General features: G+C 71.0%; 19 protein-coding genes. 13 read left to right on the plus strand and 6 right to left on the minus strand.

Features of this window, described 5'->3' with window-relative positions; translation table 11 throughout:
- The first annotated feature begins 130 nt into the window (after positions 1-130).
- From ACIRU3_RS41300 to ACIRU3_RS41310, 3 genes are all read left to right on the plus strand, one after another.
- Positions 131-772, plus strand: coding sequence for a DUF6230 family protein (locus tag ACIRU3_RS41300; protein ID WP_404068266.1), 642 nt, complete (start codon positions 131-133; stop codon positions 770-772).
- Entirely contained in the window at positions 763-1,215 is a 453-nt protein-coding gene (locus tag ACIRU3_RS41305) for a DUF6114 domain-containing protein (protein WP_404068269.1), read from the plus strand. Before ACIRU3_RS41300 ends, ACIRU3_RS41305 begins: the two co-directional genes overlap by 10 nt.
- Before the next feature lie 130 nt (positions 1,216-1,345).
- Entirely contained in the window at positions 1,346-3,169 is a 1,824-nt protein-coding gene (locus tag ACIRU3_RS41310; RefSeq protein ID WP_404068272.1) for a bifunctional metallophosphatase/5'-nucleotidase, read from the plus strand.
- Positions 3,170-3,266: 97 nt separating this feature from the next.
- On the opposite strand, the gene ACIRU3_RS41315 is transcribed toward ACIRU3_RS41310, so the two are convergent.
- The 5 genes from ACIRU3_RS41315 to ACIRU3_RS41335 form a co-directional block, all read right to left on the minus strand.
- Positions 3,267-3,668 carry a DUF3592 domain-containing protein gene (locus tag ACIRU3_RS41315; RefSeq protein ID WP_404068275.1) on the minus strand — a complete coding sequence of 134 codons (402 nt, stop codon included), beginning with the start codon at positions 3,666-3,668 and terminating at the stop codon, positions 3,267-3,269.
- Positions 3,669-3,771: 103 nt separating this feature from the next.
- On the minus strand, positions 3,772-4,422 hold the full coding sequence (locus tag ACIRU3_RS41320) for a hypothetical protein (protein ID WP_404068278.1): 651 nt from the start codon (positions 4,420-4,422) through the stop codon (positions 3,772-3,774).
- A gap of 78 nt (positions 4,423-4,500) precedes the next feature.
- The gene (locus ACIRU3_RS41325; protein ID WP_404068281.1) at positions 4,501-7,197 is read right to left on the minus strand and encodes a glycosyltransferase; all 2,697 of its coding nucleotides are present in this window, start codon (positions 7,195-7,197) and stop codon (positions 4,501-4,503) included.
- 110 nt (positions 7,198-7,307) lie between these two features.
- Entirely contained in the window at positions 7,308-8,000 is a 693-nt protein-coding gene (locus ACIRU3_RS41330; RefSeq protein WP_404068284.1) for a GntR family transcriptional regulator, read from the minus strand.
- A 111-nt stretch (positions 8,001-8,111) separates the two neighbouring features.
- A complete protein-coding gene (locus ACIRU3_RS41335; protein ID WP_404068286.1) occupies positions 8,112-9,467 on the minus strand; it encodes an aspartate aminotransferase family protein in 1,356 nt (451 codons plus the stop codon).
- 208 nt (positions 9,468-9,675) lie between these two features.
- Between ACIRU3_RS41335 and ACIRU3_RS41340 the strand changes: the two genes are divergently transcribed.
- A complete protein-coding gene (locus tag ACIRU3_RS41340) occupies positions 9,676-11,658 on the plus strand; it encodes a serine/threonine-protein kinase (RefSeq protein WP_404068289.1) in 1,983 nt (660 codons plus the stop codon).
- A gap of 129 nt (positions 11,659-11,787) precedes the next feature.
- A complete protein-coding gene (locus tag ACIRU3_RS41345; RefSeq protein ID WP_404068291.1) occupies positions 11,788-13,317 on the plus strand; it encodes a substrate-binding domain-containing protein in 1,530 nt (509 codons plus the stop codon).
- Between the two features lie 219 nt (positions 13,318-13,536).
- On the opposite strand, the gene ACIRU3_RS41350 is transcribed toward ACIRU3_RS41345, so the two are convergent.
- Positions 13,537-14,286 (minus strand): SLATT domain-containing protein, encoded by a 750-nt coding sequence (locus ACIRU3_RS41350; protein ID WP_404068294.1) that lies wholly within the window; start codon positions 14,284-14,286, stop codon positions 13,537-13,539.
- A gap of 299 nt (positions 14,287-14,585) precedes the next feature.
- Here ACIRU3_RS41350 and ACIRU3_RS41355 point away from each other — a divergent pair, with 299 nt between their 5' ends.
- The 8 genes from ACIRU3_RS41355 to ACIRU3_RS41390 all read left to right on the plus strand — a co-directional run bounded on the left by ACIRU3_RS41355 (position 14,586) and on the right by ACIRU3_RS41390 (position 21,825).
- The gene (locus tag ACIRU3_RS41355) at positions 14,586-14,930 is read left to right on the plus strand and encodes a YbaB/EbfC family nucleoid-associated protein (protein ID WP_404068296.1); all 345 of its coding nucleotides are present in this window, start codon (positions 14,586-14,588) and stop codon (positions 14,928-14,930) included.
- A gap of 111 nt (positions 14,931-15,041) precedes the next feature.
- On the plus strand, positions 15,042-15,641 hold the full coding sequence (gene recR, locus ACIRU3_RS41360) for a recombination mediator RecR (protein WP_404068299.1): 600 nt from the start codon (positions 15,042-15,044) through the stop codon (positions 15,639-15,641).
- The gene (locus tag ACIRU3_RS41365; RefSeq protein ID WP_404068301.1) at positions 15,634-16,296 is read left to right on the plus strand and encodes a DUF5063 domain-containing protein; all 663 of its coding nucleotides are present in this window, start codon (positions 15,634-15,636) and stop codon (positions 16,294-16,296) included. The genes recR and ACIRU3_RS41365 overlap by 8 nt, the downstream gene beginning before the upstream one ends.
- Before the next feature lie 202 nt (positions 16,297-16,498).
- Positions 16,499-17,050, plus strand: coding sequence for a hypothetical protein (locus ACIRU3_RS41370; protein ID WP_404068304.1), 552 nt, complete (start codon positions 16,499-16,501; stop codon positions 17,048-17,050).
- A gap of 197 nt (positions 17,051-17,247) precedes the next feature.
- Positions 17,248-18,525, plus strand: a complete 1,278-nt coding sequence (locus tag ACIRU3_RS41375; RefSeq protein ID WP_404068308.1) for an aspartate kinase — start codon at positions 17,248-17,250, stop codon at positions 18,523-18,525.
- The gene (locus ACIRU3_RS41380) at positions 18,525-19,604 is read left to right on the plus strand and encodes an aspartate-semialdehyde dehydrogenase (protein ID WP_404068311.1); all 1,080 of its coding nucleotides are present in this window, start codon (positions 18,525-18,527) and stop codon (positions 19,602-19,604) included. Before ACIRU3_RS41375 ends, ACIRU3_RS41380 begins: the two co-directional genes overlap by 1 nt.
- Before the next feature lie 323 nt (positions 19,605-19,927).
- On the plus strand, positions 19,928-20,620 hold the full coding sequence (locus ACIRU3_RS41385) for a SigE family RNA polymerase sigma factor (RefSeq protein WP_404068314.1): 693 nt from the start codon (positions 19,928-19,930) through the stop codon (positions 20,618-20,620).
- Positions 20,621-20,748: 128 nt separating this feature from the next.
- A complete protein-coding gene (locus ACIRU3_RS41390; protein WP_404068316.1) occupies positions 20,749-21,825 on the plus strand; it encodes a hypothetical protein in 1,077 nt (358 codons plus the stop codon).
- The last annotated feature ends 8 nt before the right edge of the window (positions 21,826-21,833 follow it).

A 21,833-nucleotide genomic window follows, 5' to 3' on the forward strand; every position in this document is an offset into this window, starting at 1 on the left:
TGCCCAGCAGCAGTGGCGTCACCCGTACGGCGGGCCCGGCGTGCAGCCGGTAGCCGCGGCCGGAAGCCTAGGATCCGTCACTGGACGAGGGGAAATGCCAGCCTTGACGGGTTATGGGTAGATCCCCTCCATGACCGAAGGAGCCGGGATGGCGCGCCGCGTCGGCAGGACCCGCTGGCGACGCTTCGCGGTGGTTCTGGTCCCCGCTGTCGTGGCCTGCACAGCCCTCGGCATCGGCATGGGGCAGGGAGCACTGGCAGCGTCGTTCCTCATCTCCGGCAAGAGATTCCAGGTCACCGCGGACACCCTGACCTCTCGCGGCCTCAGCAGCTACGGCATGGTGGACGTGACCAAAGACGGCAAGCTCGTGCCCGTCCAGGTCGTCGGATCCCGGCATTCGACGATCAGCGGGCTGTGCCAGTCCGTACTGGTCGACGTCCCGGTGCTGGGCCCGCAGACACTGAGGATCACCGGCGGAGACGAACGCCCGGTCGAGGCGTCGAACCTGTTCCTCGACACGACGTTCCAGTCGGCCGGGGAGGCGGACTTCAGGAACTTCGACATGGGTATCGCGCAGGGGGAGATCACCAAGGGGCCGATCAATCCGGGCGACAGGGACTCGCGCTTCTTCGACCCCAGCGGCTTCGGGCAGCAGGCCACGTCGGTCAGCCTGACCGACGTGCGCCTGACCGCGGTCGCGCTCACTGCCGGTACGTTCAACGTCCCCGGCCTGCGCGTGCGGATCGAGCAGGGCCACCACGAATGCTTCTGACCCCGGGGCCGGACGGACCCGCCGAACCTGCCGAACGCCCCCGCATCCGCCGCACAGCGGCGCACGTCCGCCGCAGGTTCCGCGCCTGGCGTGGTGAACGCCCCTTCTGGGCCGGGCTCTTCACCTCGGCGGCGGGGCTGCCCATCCTGTACTGGCCGTATGTGAACCTGGACATGGGCGCCGTTCCGCTGGCCATGTCGACCACCCCCGGTGCCGGGTCCCTGATCATCGGAGTCCTGCTCATCACCCTGGGGCTCACCCTCTGGTACCAGCCCCACCTCCGCCTGTTCGCCGGGATCACCACCCTCCTGCTCGCCCTCGCCTCCCTCCCGGTCGCGAACCTCGGCGGCCTGTTCCTCGGAGTGTTCGCCGGCCTGATCGGCGGCTCCCTGGCCTGTTCCTGGATTCCGCCCGTCGCCGACGAACCGCCGGCGGCGGGCTGACCCATCTTTGACCGGGACATGGCCTGTTCCTGGTTCCCGCCACCGGCGGGCGCGAGCACGATCTACGCGGGTAGCCCCCGCACGGTACGCCCCCCTGCTCGCGTCAACTCCAGCCTCTCGGGAGCCAGTCATGCCCGCCCAGCCGCTCAACCGCCGTACCTTCCTGCAGAAGTCGGCCGTCACCGGTGCCGCCGTCGCCGCCGCGGGAGCGGTCGGCACCGGCACCGCGGAGGCCGCGGAAGCCGCTCACCGGACCGAAAAGACGCCGCGCACCTGGTCGTTCTCCATCCTGGGCACCACCGACCTGCACAGCCACGTCTTCGACTGGGACTACTACCTGGACGCCCCCTACACCGACAAGGCGGGCAACTCCGCGGGCGTGGCCCGGGTGGCCACCCTCATCAAGCAGCAGCGCGCGGCGAAGGGCGAGGACCACGTCCTGCTTGTCGACGCCGGCGACATCATCCAGGGCACCTCCCTGGCCTACTACTTCGCCCGCGTCGACCCGATCACGGGCACCGACGGCAAGCGCGGCCCCAAGCACCCGATGGCCGTCGCCATGAACCACATGCGCTACGACGCCGCGGCCCTCGGCAACCACGAGTTCAACTACGGCATCGAGGTCCTGCGGAAGTTCGAGAGCCAGTGCCGCTTCCCGCTGCTCGGCGCGAACGCACTCGACGCGAAGACCCTGCGCCCGGCCTTCCACCCGTACACCGTGAAGCGGATCTGTGTGCCGGGCGCCCCGGACATCAAGGTCGGCATCCTGGGCCTGACCAACCCCGGTATCGCGCTGTGGGACAAGGACAACGTCAGCGGGAAGATGGTCTTCCCCGGGCTGGTCGAGCAGGCGAAGAAGTACGTGCCCCGGCTGCGCGCGCTCGGCTGTGACGTCGTCTTCCTGACCGACCACTCCGGCCTGGACGGCTCCTCCTCCTACGGCGACGCGCTGCCGTACGTGGAGAACGCCTCCAACCTCGTCGCCGAGCAGGTGCCCGGCATCGACGCGATCCTCGTCGGCCACACCCATGTCGAAGTCCCGTCGTACACGGTGAAGAACGCGGAGACCGGCGAAGAGGTCCTGCTCTCCGAGCCGTACTGCTGGGGTTTCCGGCTGAGCGTCTTCGACTTCGAGCTGGAACTGCACCACGGCCGGTGGAAGGTCACGGGCAAGACGGCACAGACCCTCAACCCCAACACGGTGGACGAGGACCCGGAGATCAAGAAGCTCCTGCAGGCCGACCACGAGCTGGTCGTGAAGTACGTCAACACCGCGGTCGGCACCTGCACCGAGGACCTCTCGGCGGCGGAGTCCTGCTGGAAGGACGTGCCGATCATGGACTTCATCCACAAGGTCCAGACGGACACGGTGAAGGCGGGCCTGTCGACGGCGGACGCGGCACTCCCGCTGATCTCGGTGGCGGCTCCCTTCAGCCGCACGGCAGACATCCCCAAGGGCAGCGTGACCATCAAGGACATCGCCGGGCTCTACATCTACGACAACACCCTGTACGGCAAGAAGCTGACCGGCGCCCAGCTCAAGGACTACCTGGAGTACGGGGCGAAGTACTACCACCAGGTCCCGGCCGGCACGAAGGTCGACACCGCGACCCTCACCAACGCCAACAACTTCTGGGACTACATGTACGACACGGCGGCGGGCGTCTCCTACGAGATCGACATCGCGCAGGCCGAGGGCTCCCGGATCAAGAACCTCACCTACAACGGCGCCCCGGTCGCCGCCGGCCAGGTCTTCGTCGTGGCGGTCAACAACTACCGGGCGAACGGCGGCTCGGGGTACCCGCACATCGCCTCCGCGGAGATCGCCTACAGCTCGACCAACGAGATCCGGCAGCTGATGATCGACTACGTGACCGCGAAGAAGAGCCTCGACCCGGCGGACTTCGGGTCCACCGACTGGAAGCTGACGCAGGACGGGACGCCGGTGTTCTGAGCCGGCGGGAAGGGGGGCAGGGGCGGCGTCGGCCGGCCGGCAGGAGTCGCCCGTCGGAGGTGTCGGCTTGCGTGATGAACGAGGAACAAGAACGAGATCATCGGGCGAGCGTGGCCGGCACCGCGGTACCGAGGAAGAGCACGCCTCCGGTAAGCGGGCCGACGATCCGGGATCGGCGGTGCCTCCGGATGAACACCCTTGCGCTCTCCGGTTGTTCGGGCAGATGGACGACCGGCACATGGGCCCCGAGGTCCAGCCCCAGGCCCGTCCCCGTCGCCACGGGCCGGAACCCGACGGGCCGGCCCTGCCGGTCGGTGAACTCGATCACAGGCGTCAGGAAATCGTCCGACGGCGCCTGCTCCTGGTCCACCACCACCCCCTCGGCGTGAACGCCGTACCGACGCAGCCGCGCCTGCAGCCGCACCTCCCGCACACCGCCCCACAGACACAGCAGGCCCGCACACACGCAAAGCCCGACACCGATCACTTCACCCGTCATCGGTCCGCTGCTCCCCCTCGCACAGCGCCACCGGGTGCGGGCCCCGCACCGGAACGACGTGGCACCGGGCCCGATGGTTCACGCGGGCGGATACACCGCGCTCTCAGCTGAACACGATCATCGATCCCTGCGCCAGGGACCGCGTCGCCGCCGCATGCAGGCCGAGCCACACATGGCGCTCGCGGGCGAAGGGGCTGGGGTCGTACGGCGCCGGTACCGCGGGCTCCTCCAGTTCGGTGGGGGCCGACGGCGGTGCCGGCGCCGCCGGGGGGTTGGCCGGGTCGATGCCGATCGTCGGTGCCACGAATTCCAGTTCCCTGAGCAGGGCCTGAGAGGATCCCAACGGGCCGCCGCCCGCGAGGAGTTCGTCATTGGACAGCGGGTGCGGGAAATCGACGGGGACATACGCGCCCGCGTGGTCGTAGTGCCAGACCAGATGGGACTGCTGGGCCGTCGACTCGAACATCTCCAGCAGTTGCTCGTAGTCGCCGCCGAGTTCGTCCACGGGTGTCACCGGCAGCCCGCACACCTGGAGCACGTAGGCCCGGCGCAGGAAGTGCAGCGCGTCGTAGTCGAAGCCGGCCACCGGGGCGACGTCGCCGGACAGGCCCGGCATGTACTGGTACACCGGCACCGGTGGGAGCCCGGCCGCGGCCAGCGCGTTGTTGTAGTGCGCGAGTTCCTCGGCGAACGGGTTGTCCGGGGTGTGGCACAAGACGTCGACGAGCGGTACCAGCCACAGGTCACAGGCCAAAGAGAGCTCCTCGCATCGGCAGGCGCGTTCACGCACAGCAGCAGGTGGTCAGGGAAGGGTAGTCGGTGCGGCGCAGGCTCAGCTCCCCCTGTGCAGGTCCCATACCCAGACCCCGCCGGTCCACTTCCCGTCCTGCCCGGTCAGCTTCTTCAGGGTGGTGCGCAGGGCGCCGTCGTTGGGCTGCGGGACCAGCACCAGGACGCCCGCCTTCCAGTAGGCGAAATCGGACCTGGCCTGTGCCCGCCACTGCTTGCCGATCACCGGGACGACGCCGGTGTAGCGGACGTCCCGGAGCATGTTGGAGGTGTAGCGCGGGGCGGCGCCGTAGATGCCGATGCGGTCGTCGCCCCAGGGGCCGTTGAAGTAGCCGCCGGGCAGCTTGAAGCCCAGGTGGGCCGCCGTCTGCCAGTGCAGGGCCTCGGCGGCGCCCGGGTCGGGCAGCGGCACCGGGACCAGGGTCTCGCCGTCGTGGACGTAGGACTTCCACGTCCCGTCCGTGATGAACGCCGGCACCGCGACCCGGTCCGTGGACTTCAGCGGGGCCGGGATCAGCGGGAGCAGCGCGAGGGCCACGCCCAGCAGGCCCAGGTATGCGGTGACCGGGCTGCGCGAGGCCATCGCGCGGTCGACGGCGAGCGCGAGGAGCATGCCGAGCGCGGGCGCGCAGATCATCGCCACACGGCCCTCGATGACCGACTCGAACAGGGGCTTGTGGGCGAGCAGGGCCCACGGCCCGGGGTAGACGAGGTCGGTGAGCGGGACGCGGATCTTCGGGCCGAGGGAGAGGACCGCGGCGGCCACCGCGGTGAACGCCAGCGCCTTCACCAGGGCGTGTTCCCACAGCCGTACGACGATCGCGAAGGCGACGGCGACCAGCGGCCAGCCGTAGAAGGCGTTCTGCTCGGTCGGGTTCAGGGACAGCGGGCCGGCGATCTGCGCGTCGCCCGCGATCAGGGAGCGTTCGGCGAAGGCGAGCAGGGACAGGGGGCTGTTGCCCGCGTTGTCGCCGTGCAGAATGCCCTGGTAGCTCTGCGGGCCGGCGAACTGCCAGTACAGCGCGAACCCCACCAGGGGCAGGCAGACCGCCGCGCCGGTCGACAGGCCCGTCACCAGCGGCCGCCAGGCCGCCCGCGCCACATCCCGGCGCACGGCCCCGTAGGCGGCGGCGAACAGGAGCATCCCGATCGACGCGAGCAGCAGCGGCTCCTCGCCGAGGAAGACCTGGTAGGCCGCCATCAGGCCGAGCGCGACCCCGTCCCGGACCACCCGGGTGCCCGTGGTCAGCCGCAGGGCACGGTCGATGATCAGCGGGATCATGAAGAGGATCACGAAGTTGGGGTGCGCGTTGGCATGGCTGACCATCGGCGGCGCGAAGGCCGCGAGGGACGCCCCGACGAAGGCCGCGGTCCTTCGCCCCGCGACCCGTCTCACGATCAGCCGGTACCAGGCGGCCGCGGTCGCGGCGAGGCCCAGCGTCATGCACAGGCTGAGGGCGACGGCCGGCCCGAACAGCAGCGTGACCGGGGTGAAGGGCACCGACAGGCCCAGCATGACCGTGTTGGCCATCAGATTGACGCCGTCGGGGAAGCCCTGGAGGTCGGTGAAGAGCGGGTTGCGCAGATGGGCGACGTTGTCGGCGGTGACCGCGAAGAACCACTCCCACTGGTTCTGGTCCTGCATGGAGTCGGTCAGATAGCGGTGGGAGGGGTCGAAGAAGCGGCCCGAGTACACGGCCACCGACATGACGAGGAAGAGGACGGTGGCGAGCAGGTCGGCGGGGCGCAGGGTGCGGGCCCTGATGCGGGCGAGGTCGGCCAGGACGCGGACGTAGTCGAGCGGGCCGACCTTGGAGCCGGGCCGGTGGCTCCAGCGGACCGGGACCTCGGCGACCGGCCAGCCCGCGCGGTGGAAGTGGTGCAGCACCTCCACGTCGATGCCCCAGCCGTCCAGGCGGGCGGCGCCGAAGGCCTCGCGGGCGCGGTCGCCCTCGAACAGCTTGAAGCCGCACTGGGTGTCCCGGATCCCGGGGACGGCGGTCCGGCGTATCAGGAAGTTCCCGGCGCGGCCCAGCAGCTCGCGGGCGCGGTGCTGCCGGTCGGCTATCTCGGCGCCGGGTACCGAGCGGGAGGCGATCGCGGCGGCGTGCCCCTCGCTGAGCGCCTTGTCCAGCCGTTGCAGTTCCTCGATGGGGGCGGAGAGGTCGGCGTCGGTGATCAGCAGCCGGCGCCCGCGGGAGAGGGCGACTCCGAGGCGCAGGGCGTGGCCCTTGCCGCGGTTCCTCGGGCTGGTGACCAGGCGTACGTGCGGGTGGCTCAGTGCGGGGACCTCGCGGGTGCCGTCGGTAGAGCCGTCGTCGGCGACGATCACCTCCCAGGTGCCCTCGTGCTCCGTGAGGTAGCCGGTGATGGCCTCCAGGGTGGGGCCCAGGCGGTCCTCTTCGTTGTAGGCGGGGACGACGACGGAGAGGTCGACCGTCCCGGCTTCGCCTTCGGCGGGGATTCCGGTCCCACCCGCACCACCCGTGCGGCTTTCGCGGCCGGGTGCGGGTGGCCCCTGTGGGGCGGACCCGCCGTCGGCGGCCGGCGGGCGGGGGACGGAGACACCGGGGGCGCCGTGCGCCGAGCGGGACGGCTCGGTGGGGTGGCCGGTGCGGGCCTCCGCCGGGTGGGGCCGCTCGGTGGGGCGGCCCGTGCGGGCCTCCGCCGGGTGGGGCCGCTCGGTGGGGTGGCCGGTGCGGGCCTGTGGTGGGAGGGGCCGCTCGGTGGGGTGGCCCATGCGGGCCTCCGCCGGGTGGGGCGGTTCCGTGGGGTGGCCGGTGTGGGACTCCGCCGGGTGGGGCGGTTCCGTCGGGGTGGGGGCCGGGTGGTTTGTCCGTGTGGGGTCGGTCATTCCGCTGCCAGACGTTCGACCAGGGCCAGGGAGTGGGCGTTGGCGGCGGCGACGATCGCGCGGGCGGTGTCCGCCTCGCGGCGGGCCAGGGCGTCGACCAGGTCGGTGTGCCCGGCCCACAGGCGGCCGCGTACGTCGGGCAGGTGGCGCAGGTGCTGGACCGCGCACACCCAGGACTGCACCCGCAGCCGGTGCAGGAAGTCCGCCAGGTAGGGGTTGCCGAACAGGCCGCTCAGCTCGCGCCAGAACCTGAGGTCGTAGCCGATCAGTACGGTGAGGTCACCGGCCGCCGCGGCCCGCTGCGCCTCCTCGCCGCGCCGGCGTACCGCCGCCAGGGCCGCCGCCGTCCGGGGGTCCTCGGCGTTGGTGAAGGCCGGATGGCCGGCGGTGAGGGCCTGGAACATGCCGTCGGTGACCAGGCTGCGGGCCTCGATCATGCCCCGGTAGTCGGCCAGGGAGTAGTCGGGGACACGGAAGCCGCGGTGCTGGTCGGCCTCCAGGATGCCCTGCGCGGACAGGTCGACCAGCGCCTCGCGGACCGGGGTCGCCGAGACGCCGTACTGGTCGGCGATCTCCTTGACCGTGAACGACCGGCCCGGCATGAGGCGCCCTGCCAGCACCTCGTCACGCAGCGCGTCCGCGATCTGCTGGCGCAGGGTGCTGCGCGTCACGGTGCCGTTGCCGGGCATCGTCCGGGCCTCTCCTCACACGTATGGGTGACGTACTCGCACGTACTCGCCATCACTTACGAGCACGCCACCTTACGCGTTCGGGTTCCCCCGGCGGCAGCTGCCGTTCGGCTACACCGTGTGTTCGTCGGCCACGCTCAGGGCCGCGTCCAGTGCCGCGAGGCCCTCCTTCAGCTCGGCCTCCGTCGCGTTGCACGGCGGCACCACATGGGTGCGGTTCATGTTCACGAAGGGCCACAGACCGTGCTGCTTGGCGGCGGCCGCGAACGCGGCCATCGGGGCGTTCGCCTCGCCGGCCGCGTTGTACGGCACCAGCGGCTCCCGGGTCTCCCGGCTCTTCACCAGTTCCAGCGCCCAGAACATGCCGGTGCCGCGGACCTCGCCGACGCTCGGGTGCCGCTCGGCCAGCTCGGCGAGGCCGGGGCCGACGACGCTCTCGCCGAGCCGCTTGGCGTTCTGGACGACACCCTCCTCCTCCATCACGTTGATCGTGGCGACGGCGGCGGCGCAGGCCAGTGGATGCCCGGAGTAGGTGAGCCCGCCCGGGTAGGGCCGCTTGCCGAAGGTCTCGGCGATCTTCTCCGAGATGGCGACACCACCGAGCGGCACGTATCCGGAGTTCACGCCCTTGGCGAAGGTCATCAGGTCCGGGACGACGCCGAACAGGTCGGCCGCGAACCACTCACCGGTCCGCCCGAACCCGGCCATGACCTCGTCCAGGATGAACACGATCCCGTACTTGTCGCAGATCTCCCGGACCCCGGCCAGATAGCCCGGCGGCGGGAGCATGATCCCGGCGGTGCCGGGGACGGTCTCCAGGATGATCGCCGCGACCGTTCCCGGCCCCTCGAAGGCGATCGTCGTCTCCAGGTGCTCCAGGGCTCGCGCGCTCTCCTGCTCCTCGGTCTCGGCGTAGAAGCGGGAGCGGTAGAGGAACGGTGCCCAGAAGCGGACGACACCGGCGCTGCCGCTGTCGGAGGCCCAGCGGCGCGGGTCACCGGTGATGTTCACCGCCTGCTGGGTGCCGCCGTGGTACGAGCGGTACGCCGAGAGCACCTTCGGGCGGCCCGTGTGCAGCCGGGCCATGCGCACCGCGTGCTCGACGGCGTCCGCGCCGCCGTTGGTGAAGAAGATCTTGTCGAGGTCGCCGGGGGTCCGCTCGGCGATCAGCCGGGCCGCCTCCGAGCGCGCCTGTACGGCGAACGCGGGCGCGAACGTCGTCATCGTCGCGGCCTGCTCCTGGATCGCGGCGACGACCTTGGGGTGCTGGTAGCCGATGTTGGTGAAGACGAGCCCGCTGGTGAAGTCCAGGTACCGGTTGCCGTCGTAGTCCCAGAAGTAGGACCCCTCGGCGCCGGCGACGGCGAGCGGGTCGATGAGGTCCTGGGCCGACCAGGAGTGGAAGACGTGCGCACGGTCCGCGGCCTTCACTGCGGCGCCGGCTTCGGGGTTGGGCTGAGGGGTCATGCGGGCGAGCGTAAATGTCCGGGATGCGGACGCGACATCGGCGTCTTGTTCCCTGGGCGGGGGGATTCCGCGACAGGTTGTCGAAGGGGGGTGGCCTTCCGGTACCCGGCACGCTGTTACGGAACCGTAGACCCCGGTCCGCGCGGCTCCCCGTACGACCGCACTATTCTCGGTCCGTTGCAGACCTATGGGGGGAAGGCGGCGCGGGATGGAGAAGCTGGGGCCGGGGGATCCGCAGAGGATCGGCGCGTACCGGCTGCTGGCGCGGCTCGGCGCGGGCGGTATGGGGCAGGTGTTCCTGGCCCGGTCGGACCGGGGCCGTACCGTCGCCGTGAAGCTGGTCCGCGAGGAGCTGGCCGAGCAGGAGGAGTTCCGGGCGCGGTTCCGGCAGGAGGTGCAGGCCGCGCAGCGGGTCGGCGGGTACTGGACCGCACCCGTGCTGGACGCGGACACCGAGGCCGCGGTGCCCTGGGTGGCCACCGGGTACGTCGCCGGGCCCAGCCTGCAGCAGGTCGTCGGACGTGATCACGGGGCGCTGCCCGAGCGGTCGGTACGGATCCTCGCGGCGGGGCTCGCGCACGCGCTGAAGGACATCCACGCGGCCGGGATCGTGCACCGGGATCTGAAGCCGTCCAATGTGCTGGTGACCATCGACGGGCCGCGGGTGATCGACTTCGGGATCGCGCGGGCGATGGAGACGCTGGCCGGGGACGGGCTGACCCGCACCGGGTCGTTGGTGGGGTCGCCCGGGTTCATGGCGCCGGAGCAGGTGCGGGGAGACCGGATCACGCCCGCGTGCGACGTCTTCTGCCTCGGGTCCGTGCTCGCCTACGCGGCGACCGGTGTGCTGCCCTTCGGGGGCGCGAACAGCGGGGTGCACGCCCTGATGTTCCGGATCGCCCAGGAGGAGCCGGACCTGGAGGGGGTGCCGGAGGGCATCGCGGACCTGGTCCGGGACTGCCTGAAGAAGGATCCCGCCGCGCGGCCTTCGCTGGAACGGATACTGGAGCGGACGGGGGCCGAGGACACGGTCTCCGGGGGCCGGTCCCGGGATCCGTGGCTGCCGGGGGCGTTGGTGGCCCAGCTGGGCCGGCACGCCGTGCAGCTGCTGGAGGCGGAGGACCCGGAGTCGACACCGGGTACACCTCGGCCGGCAGCCGCCGACGGCGACTCCGCCCCGCAGGGGACACCCGTACCGGGCCACGAAAGCGGCGCGGCCGGTGCGGTCGGGAACCCGAATCCGAACCCGAACCCGGCCGAGGGCCGGGTCCCCGCCCGGACGCCCGCACCCGAGAGCACACCCGCACCCCCGGCACAGCCGCCCGCCTGGATCCATCAGCAGCGCCCCGGGGCGGAGCACGCGTCCGCCGCCGACGACATTCCCGCGCCGCCGGTCAATCACCTCCCGACCGTCGTCGCCGGGCAGACCCCACCGCCCGCCCCGCCCCCCTACGCGGCACCCCACCCCGCGGCACCCCACCCCGCGGCACCCCACCCCTACGGCTACCCCCAGCAGCACCCCTACCCCCAGCAGCCGTACAACCCCTACGGCGGCGCATTCGGCTCCACCCCGCCCTACGGCCCACCACCGGTCGGCGCTCCGCAACCCGAGCGCAGAAACGGCCGCTCCACCGCCCTGCTCGTCGTGATCGCGCTGGTCGTCGCGCTGGGCGCCGGCGGCTCGGTCTACGCGCTGATGAAGCGCGGCGGCGACGACACCGCCGACGGCACGGTCAGCCCCGCGCCGACCAGCGCCACGACCTCACCGGGCGGCGGCGCCTCCCAGCCGTCCACGCCGACGACGTCGGCACCGAGCTCCTCCGCAGCCACGGACGGCGCGATCCCGGACGCCTACCTCGGCACCTGGGAGACCACGATCGACAACGCGAGCGGATCGAACACCCGCCGACTGACCGTCCAGCAGGGCAAGGTCGGCGACACCGTCCTCACGCTCGTCGCGGACGGTCCCACCGACGGCGGCGGCACGTACCACTGCGTCTTCGCGGCGACCCTGAGCGAACAGCCGGGCAGCAACGGGCCGTTGCAGATCGGGCCGTCCACGGTGACCTCGGGTGAGCCGCTCTCCTCCTGCTCGCCGGGCGAGGCCACCGAGATCACACTGCTGTCCGACGGCCGGCTGAAGCGAGCGAAGAAGAGCGGCGGGGAGAGCCTGACGTACACCAAGCAGTGAGATGAACTCCCGTTCCCCCTGGGGTCGTTGAACGTTCGGCGAACTTCGGTGAACGCGTCCCTTCCATCCCCTTCTTCGCGCGTACGGTGACCCCACCATCCGACTCCGGGGAGTGGCGGGGGCACCCACATGGAGTGGCTGAGTACGGAGAACATCGTGGCCGTCGGCACGGCGGTGCTGGGCATCGTCGCGTCCGCGGGCATGGTCTGGTACGAGCGCCGGGTGCCGCGCCGCAAGCGCGTCGGCTACCGCGTGCAGATGGACAACCCCATAGGCGACGACGTCCGCTCGGGCCGGGCCAACCGCCGGCTCGGGCTGTTCGACGAGGCGCCGGACATGTCCGACGCCACCCTCGTCCTGCTCCGCATCGAGAACGACGGCTCGCAGGGCATCGACCGCGACGACTACACCAGCCCCGAACTCCACGGCCTGACCGCGGTGTTCACCGACCGCACCGTCCGCGGCGTCTCGGTCACCCAGCCGACCGAGACCGACCACCTGATGGACCACTTCACCGCGGCGCGCGGCTTCGGCTACGTGGGCAACGCCCTGCGCATCCCGCGCGTCCCGCTGAACAGGGGAGACCACTTCAAGCTGCTGGTGCTGCTGTCCGGCGGGGACGTTGGCCGGGAGATCCGGATCGTCGGCGGGATCAGGGAGGGCGAGGTCCATCCCAACCGCAGCGCCACGCCCGACGACAAGCCGCCGCTGTTCAGCCGCGCGTCCCGGCTCATCACCATCATGCTCACGGTGTGCGTGGTGACCCTGGCGGCGATCGTCGTGGCCCGCGACGACACGCCGCCGCCGATCGGCTGTGAGACGGGCACGCTCACCGTCACGGGGTCGACGGCGTTCGAGCCGGTGATGCGGGAGGTGGCCCGGAAGTACGAGGCGGACTGCGCGGGCTCCGCCATCACGGTCGACCCGCATGGATCGACCGCAGGCATAAGGGAGTTGGCGGCAAGCGGCGCCCGGGCGAAGGGAAAGGGCGCACCGTCGCTGATCGCCCTGTCCGACGGCCCCAAGCCGGCCGATCTGCCCGAACTCCGCGAGAACCGGATCGCGTTGTCGGTCTTCGCGCTGGTCGTGAACGACGACGTGGGCGTGAAGAACCTCTCGACCGCGGACGTACGACGCCTGTACCAGGGTGAGATCACCGACTGGCGCCGGCTGGGCGGCCGTTCACTCCCCGTGCATCTGGTGAGCCGGGACGCCAACTCCGGTACCCGGCAGGTCTTCCAGCGGCGGGTGCTGGGCCGGGGCGAGATGGCGAACTCCTCCGTCGACTGCGTCCACAAGGACGACGCGACGGCACCGGTGACACGCTGCGAACTCGACTCCACCGACCAGGTGCTGACCCAGGTGGCCCGGCTTCCCGGCGCGATCGGCTACAGCGAACTCAACCTGGCCACCCGGGCCAAAGGCCTCCACGTCCTGACCCTGGACACCGAGGCCCCGTCGGTGGACGCCATCGAACACGGCCACAGCGCCTACCCGTACCGCGAGATCGAGTACGCCTACACCTACGGCCGACCCCCCGCGGACTCCCTGGCCTCGAGCTTCCTCACCTACCTGTCCCGGGGGAACGGCCAGGACATCATCCGCACGCACGGCCATGTCCCTTGCTGGACCCCGGAGGGCATGAAGCTGTGCGCGTAACCCCGGACAGGTCCTAGTGCCGCGGCAGGCGGCGTTCGCCCCGTCGCGACGCCCGGCACGTTCCCCCAGCGGGGGTACCCCCACTCGCCGCACCGGGCGAAAGCCCGAGTACGTCCGGTACGAGGACTTCCGGCCGGCACTCCCTCGGCCTCCGGCCGGGGCCCCCGGAGCACGCACCGGACGCCGCTCCTCGACGGGCGAACGCTGCCTGCCGCGGCACTAGCGTGGCTCCGGCGGACGCTGGCGAGGCATGTTCGGGCGGGTGCCGTTCGCCGGCGGCAGCGGGAACCTTCCCACGGGCCCACCGGACTCCGCCCGGGCCCCGGAAGCCACCGCCGCCTGAATGCCGAGTGGTGCCGACCCGGTCCGGAACTCCACCATCCAGTCGGTCGTCTCCGTGCGCACCAGCTCCATCACGTCCTCCGAGAACCGCCGCAGCACCCCCAGACACCGCTCGGCGGCCTCGCTGGCCGTCCCTTCCGCCGGCCCCAGCACCTCCCGCACGCTCTCCGACGCCCAGTCGAACTGCAACGCCTGCAACCGCCGCTGCACGGCCTGCGCGGTCGCCACATCCCTTATCCATCCGGACGTGACCCCGAAGAACCGGTCGACCGCGATGCACGCGACCGCGAGCATCAGCGCCAGATACCCCCAGGGCGCCACCCCGCCGACCACCCCGGTCAGATCCAGCAACGGCAGCGCGGCCCCGCAGACCGCTCCCGTCGCCGCCCCGGCCCGCAGCGCCCGCGCCCCCCGGCGCTTCCACATCCGGTCCGCGAGATACCAGGCCGCGGTCTCCAGTGCTCCCCGCTCCACCCACCGGTACAGCTCGTCGAGCCGCTCGGCGGGCTCCCCCCAGTCCCCGAGCGGAAACGCCCGCCCGGTCAGATCGCCCGGCCGCAGCCCGGCCGCACCCTCGCCCCGCCCGTCCTGAGGCGGACCCTCGGGCTGCATCTCCGGCTGACCCACCCGGCACTCCCTACTGAACACGACACCGAACACGACACCGAACACGGCACTGAACACGGCACTGAAGACGACCGGTCACACTGCGTGATATTCCATGCCGACGCGCGGCAACCTTCCTACCGCCCAATGGGTGGCCCAGACGTAGCTTTCCCGGCTTTTCCGCCCGGAAGAGGGTCTTGATCAGGTATAGGGCAGTCACTGTTCTCACTCGAAAGAGTGGCGGGGCGATGGCCGCGTAGACCACGTAGGCTCATGCACAACGGAAAGCAGCGGAGCGGACGAAGAACCAGGAGCTGATCGTGATCCCCGGTGGTGGCCAGCCCAACATGCAGCAGTTGCTCCAGCAGGCCCAGAAGATGCAGCAGGACCTGCAGCAGGCGCAGGAGGAACTGGCGAACACGGAGGTCGACGGGCAGGCAGGCGGCGGCCTGGTGCGGGCCACGGTCACCGGCGCCGGTGAGCTGCGCGCCCTGAAGATCGACCCGGCCGCGGTGGACCCGGAGGACACCGAGACCCTCGCCGATCTGATCGTGGCGGCCGTACACGCGGCCAACGAGAACGCGCAGACCCTCCAGCAGCAGAAGCTGGGCCCGCTTGCACAGGGCCTGGGCGGCGGCAGCGGCATCCCCGGCCTGCCGTTCTGATCTTCTGACCGTTTTGGTGTTCGCCACCTGCACGACACCCCCGCCGCCTTCCAAGGACAGGCGGCAGCCAACTACCGTACGTACCGAAAGGTCTCCAGGAAGGGCAGTCCGTTGTACGAAGGCGTGGTCCAGGACCTCATCGACGAGCTGGGGCGGCTGCCCGGCGTCGGTCCCAAGAGCGCGCAGCGGATCGCCTTCCACATCCTGCAGGCGGAGCCCACGGACGTGAAGCGGCTCGCGCAGGCGCTCCTGGAAGTGAAGGCGAAGGTCCGCTTCTGCGCGACCTGCGGCAACGTGGCACAGGAAGAGCTGTGCAACATCTGCCGCGACCCGCGCCGGGACGCCACGGTCATCTGCGTGGTCGAGGAGCCGAAGGACGTCGTGGCGATCGAGCGGACCCGTGAGTTCCGCGGCCGCTACCACGTCCTGGGCGGCGCGATCAGCCCGATCGACGGCGTGGGCCCGGACGACCTCCGCATAAGGGAACTCCTGACCCGCCTCGCGGACGGCACGGTCACCGAACTGATCCTGGCCACGGACCCCAATCTCGAAGGCGAGGCGACGGCCACGTACCTCGCCCGCATGATCAAACCCATGGGCCTGAAGGTCACCCGCCTGGCCAGCGGCCTCCCGGTGGGCGGCGACCTGGAATACGCGGACGAGGTCACCCTCGGCCGCGCCTTCGAGGGGAGACGACTCCTAGATGTCTGACGCCACGCTGCACGCGACCGGTCACGACCCGGACGACTTCGCGGTTCAGATCGCGGATCAGATCGAGAGCTTCCTGGTGGCCGTCATGGAGGTGGCGAAGGGCGACGAACCCGACTCGGCCGTCCCCTTCCTTCTCCTGGAGGTCTCCCAGCTCCTGCTGGCCGGCGGCCGCCTGGGCGCCCACGAGGACATCGTCCCCGACGAGCGCTACGAGCCCGACCTCGGCCCCGAGGCGGACGTCGACGAACTGCGCGAGAACCTCGCGCGCATGCTCGAGCCCATCGACATCTACTCCGAGGTCTTCGACCCCTACGAGCCCCGCAAGGCCCCGGTCCCGGCCCGTATCTCCGACGACCTCGCCGACGTCATCACCGACCTGCGCCACGGCATGGCCCACTACCGTGCGGGCCGCACCACCGAGGCCCTGTGGTGGTGGCAGTTCTCCTACTTCTCCAACTGGGGCGGCACCGCCTCCGCCACCCTCCGCGCCCTCCAGTCCCTGGTCGCGCACGTCCGCCTCAACCAGCCCCTGGAAGAACTCGACGGCCTCGACACCGACCAGGACGCCATGGGCGACGAGACCCTGGAGTTCGAGGCGGGCAAGGTCATGGCCGAGGAGATCGGCGGGCCGCTGGGGATGCGGCCGGCCAAGTAGACCGCGCAGCGGGAGACGGGCGGCCTCGCCACCCCGACCGGGCCGTCCGTGCCCGACAGCGGTGCGGACTCGGGCAGTTGACGGAGCGTCCGCCGCGGCCGCCCTGCCTGGGCGGGAGCCGTCCGCCGGGCGATGACCGGGGCTCTCCTGGGAACTTGCGCGCGCGAGGCTCCGACTCCTGGTTCCATGGAGCCCCGTTGGCATGAGGGAGGCGAAGGCGTCGATGAGCCGTGCCGTGCTCGTGCGGGTGGTCGACGCCGAGCTGGGGGAGTGCCTGACGGGGATCGTGGCGGGGGTGGCCGCGGACGTGCTGGTCCTCGCCACCGTCGATGATCTCGGGCTCTCCGGGTTCACAGGGCGCCTGCAGGTCGTGGGCACTGCAGTTCTCGTCCTGCTGTGGACCGTCAATCTGCTGGTCGCCAGGCCGCGACTGCTCCGTGCTTTCCGGGCCGCCGTGCCGGTCGACGATCCTGCGATCCTGCGGCAGGGCGCGGAGCAGCGCCGGCATCTGCGGCGGGGGCGGGTACGCGTGGCGGCGTTCGTTCTGATCGCGACACTCGGGGGTGCCTACCTCCTTCACTGGCCTCTCTTCGGTCTTGGCTGGCAGCTGATCCTGGCTCTCGGTGTCGTTCACACCAGGTGGACCGCCCTGGGGTGGGAGCGCCGGAACGGGGTCCGGCTGTGGAAGCCGCCGCTGTCCGCCGTGGGCCGTGAGGAGTGGCGGCGCTCTCCGTACTTCGTCGCCCGTGCATGAAACCCGTGCACGAAATCCGTGCATGAAACCTGACTCACCGTGGTCACTGTGAGCCGGGGCACTTTCCGCGTGGCGTGGCACGCGCTGGGCAGGTTCGGAAGCGAGCGACCCGACGTCTCACCATCCGGGAGCAGGAGGGTGGATTTCGGACGCTCGTTAGACTGAGCCGACACAAACGAACCGAGCGAGGAGCGCACGTGGGCCTTGTCGTGCAGAAGTACGGAGGTTCCTCCGTAGCCGATGCCGAGGGCATCAAGCGCGTCGCCAAGCGGATCGTGGAAGCGAAGAAGAACGGCAACCAGGTGGTTGTCGTCGTTTCCGCGATGGGCGACACGACGGACGAGCTGATCGATCTCGCCGAGCAGGTTTCGCCGATGCCTGCCGGCCGGGAGTTCGACATGCTGCTGACCGCCGGAGAGCGTATCTCCATGGCTCTGCTGGCCATGGCGATCAAAAACCTGGGCCACGAGGCGCAGTCGTTCACCGGTAGCCAGGCAGGCGTCATCACCGACTCGGTCCACAACAAAGCCCGGATCATCGACGTCACGCCGGGCCGGATCCGGACGGCGCTCGACGAGGGCAACATCGCGATCGTCGCCGGGTTCCAGGGCGTCAGCCAGGACAAGAAGGACATCACCACGCTGGGACGCGGTGGGTCCGACACCACCGCCGTGGCGCTGGCCGCCGCGCTCGACGCCGAGGTCTGCGAGATCTACACCGACGTCGACGGCGTGTTCACCGCCGACCCGCGTGTGGTGAAGAAGGCCCGGAAGATCGACTGGATCTCTTTCGAGGACATGCTGGAGCTGGCGGCCTCCGGTTCCAAGGTGCTGCTCCACCGCTGTGTGGAGTACGCCCGCCGTTACAACATCCCGATCCACGTCCGCTCGTCCTTCAGTGGGCTGCAGGGCACGTGGGTCAGCAGCGAGCCGATCGAGCAAGGGGACAAGAAGGTGGAGCAGGCCATCATCTCCGGTGTCGCGCACGACACCTCCGAGGCCAAGATCACGGTCGTCGGTGTGCCGGACAAGCCGGGCGAGGCCGCCGCGATCTTCCGGACCATCGCCGATGCCGCGATCAACATCGACATGGTCGTGCAGAACGTGTCGGCGGCCTCCACCGGGCTGACCGACATCTCCTTCACGCTGCCGAAGACCGAGGGCCGCAAGGCCATCGACGCGCTGGAGAGGAACAAGCCCGGCATCGGCTTCGACTCGCTGCGCTACGACGACCAGATCGGCAAGATCTCGCTCGTCGGCGCCGGCATGAAGACCAACCCGGGCGTCACCGCCTCCTTCTTCGAGGCGCTGAGCAACGCGAGCGTGAACATCGAGCTGATCTCAACTTCCGAGATCCGTATCTCGGTGGTCACCCGCGCCGACGACGTGCCGGAGGCCGTACGCGCCGTGCACACCGCTTTCGGGCTCGACTCCGACACCGACGAGGCCGTCGTCTACGGAGGCACGGGCCGCTGATGGCACCGACCGGAAAGCCGACGCTCGCGGTCGTGGGAGCGACCGGGGCCGTCGGCGCGGTCATGCTCCAGATCCTGTCCCAGCGCGCGGACATCTGGGGAGAGATCCGTCTGATCGCCTCCCCGCGCTCGGCCGGCCGCAAGCTGGCCGTGCGCGGGGAGGAGGTCGAGGTCGTGGCCCTGACGGAGGACGCCTTCACCGGGGTCGACATCGCGATGTTCGACGTGCCCGACGAGGTCGCCGCGCAGTGGGCGCCGATCGCCGCCGAGCGCGGTGCCGTCGTCGTGGACAACTCGGGCGCCTTCCGGATGGACCCGGAGGTGCCGCTCGTCGTACCCGAGGTCAATCCGCACACGGTGCGGCGCCGGCCGCGCGGGATCGTCGCCAACCCCAACTGCACGACCCTGTCGATGATCGTCGCCCTCGGCGCGCTGCACGCCGAGTTCGGGCTGCGCGAACTGGTGGTGTCGTCGTACCAGGCGGTGAGCGGGGCGGGCCGGGCCGGCGTGGAGACGCTTCGGGCCCAGCTGTCCATGGTCGCCGGGACCGAACTGGGGACCAAGCCCGGTGACGTACGGCGGGCCGTCGGGGACGACACCGGGCCCTTCCCGGAGCCGGTCGTGCTGAACGTCGTCCCGTGGGCGGGGTCGCTCAGGGAGGACGGCTGGTCGTCGGAGGAGATGAAGGTGCGGGACGAGTCCCGCAAGATCCTCGGGCTGCCGAACCTGCCGGTCGCCGTGACCTGTGTGCGGGTGCCCGTGATCACCACGCACTCGCTCACCGTCCACGCCCGCTTCCAGGGCGAGGTGACCGTCGACGGCGCCCGCGAGATCCTCGCCACCGCGCCCGGGGTGGTGCTCTGCGACGACCCCGCCGCCGGTGAGTTCCCGACGCCCGCCGACGTGGTGGGCACCGATCCCACCTGGGTCGGGCGGCTGCGGCGGGCTCTGGACGACCCGACCGCGCTGGAACTCTTCGTCTGCGGAGACAACCTGCGCAAGGGCGCCGCGCTCAACACCGCGCAGATCGCGGAGCTGGTGGCGGCTGAGATGAGGGGAGACCCCGGCTCCCGCGTGTAGGACGTTTGTAGAATCCATGCAAGAAATGTGGCCGGAACCATGGTCCAAACCACTTGAACCTTGAACCTCGGCAGCAGAGGATTTTGCTCCCCGCCCCCCGCAACCACGCGGGGGGCGGGGAGCGTCTTTGCGGTCACCCTTGCGGGGCGTGGGACGTGGGGATCCTGGCGTGGGGACGCCGCGATCGGGGCGTGGGGACGCCTGTTCAAAATGGGATATAGGGGAAGAGCGGGACGCATGACGGCACTTGAGGCACCGTCGGTTGTCGCACATGTGACGCCCGGCACGTACAACCCTGGCGGGGGTAGACGTGTCCAACAGGCGTGGCAGAGGTACTCGAACTCAGTGCGGCCCGCGGCACCGCGGCGCTCCGCCCGCCCCGTGCGGCGCTCCGGCCCCGCATGCCCGGCGGCATGCCGGTGATCGCGCCCATGCCCGCAGCGCGGCCCGCCCGCATACCCAGCCAGCGTGACGGCTCCGAAGACATCGCGGCCACCGCGGACGATACGGCCGCCGCTGTCGTCGGCACGACCGTCGACCACCTCACCGAGACCTACCGGGCGCACTACCGTTCGCTCCTCGGTCTCGCCGCGCTCCTCCTCGACGACACCGCCTCCTGCGAGGACGTCGTCCAGGAGGCCTTCATCCGGGTCCACTCGGCCCGCAAGCGCGTCCGTGACCCCGAGAAGACCCTCGCCTACCTGCGGCAGACGGTCGTCAACCTGTCCCGCTCCGCCCTGCGCCGCCGCATCCTCGGCCTGAAGCTCCTCTCCAAGCCCATGCCCGACATGGCGAGCGCGGAGGAGGGTGCCTACGACCAGCTGGAGCGGCGCGACCTCATCAAGGCGATGAAGGGCCTGCAGCGCCGCCAGCGCGAGGTCCTGGTCCTGCGCTACTTCGCCGACATGACCGAGGCCCAGGTCGCCGAGACGCTCGGTGTCTCGCTGGGCTCGGTGAAGGCGTACGGCTCTCGGGGCATCGCCGCGCTGCGGGTGGCCATGGAGGCATCGGCATGAGCGAGCAAGCCGAAGGGGGCGATTCCCATGAACGCCACTCCCATGAACGCCATGAGCCCTACGCCTGGCACGAACCGACACATCAGCACGAGCAAGAGCACACGCAATCGCACGCTGGGAACGGAACTGTGAACCACGGCCCCGATGAAAAGGGCCCCGAGGGGCTCGGCCCGGGCCTCGACGGGCTCGACACGGACGAGCTGGCCCTGCGCCGGATACTGCACTCGGCGGTCGACGACATCGAACCGCGCACCGGCACGCTGGACCGTCTGCGCCGCGCGGTGCCGGCACGGCGGGCGCGCAAGCGCCAGGCCGCCGTCGGCATGGCGGCCGCCGCCCTGTTCATCGGCACCGCGGTCCCGGCCCTCATCCACGTCTCGAACTCCGGCGGCACCGACCCCAACACCGCCATGGCCGGGCAGACGTCCCAGGCACAGGGCGGCGCCACCCAGGGGAAGGGCCCGGACGGCGGCTCCAGCAGCGTCGGCGGCTCCCAGGGCAAGACCCCCGGGCACGGCAAGGACAGCAGCAAAGGCGGTGAGCACGGCAAGACCGAGGGCAACGGCACCGGCTCGTCCGGCGGCGCCGACCCGTCCGCCACCGTGGCCGCGGGCGCCCCGGTGTGCACGGCGGCCCAGCTGGGCTCCGCCACGCAGACCGTCGACGCGCCCGACATCGCGGGTGTCGTCTACGGCACCTTCCGCGTCACCAACACCTCCACCGCCAGCTGCACCGTCGGCGGCGCGGGCACGGTCGTCGTCGCGGCCCAGGGGGCCGCGGATCCCGCCAAGGTCCTCGGCGCCCGGCATGTGTCCGGAGACGCGGCGGCCGCCCTGCCCGACCCCTCCCTGGAGGTCGTGGCGCTGACCCTGCAGCCGGGTGCGGCCTACGAGGAGAAGTTCGCCTTCGTTCCCTCCGAGACCTGTCCTCCCACCGGGGGCGGCACCCCCACCGGCGGCTCGGACGGCGGCACCGACCCGTCGCCGGACCCGACGCCGACCCAGGACGCGAGCGCGAACGGGGGAACGGACACCGGCACCTCGTCGGGCACCACCACCCAGCTCGTCACCGAGGACGGCGGGACGGCCGACGGCAGCGTCCTGGTCACCCACTCCGCCGAGGGGGGCTCGCCCGCGGTGTCGGCGACGGTCCCGAACGCCTGCGCGGGGACGGTGTACTACACCGGAGTGCTTGCGGGGGCGTAGCCCTCCGA

The organism is Streptomyces sp. NPDC101151 (genome assembly GCF_044768335.1).
Classification (GTDB): domain Bacteria; phylum Actinomycetota; class Actinomycetes; order Streptomycetales; family Streptomycetaceae; genus Streptomyces.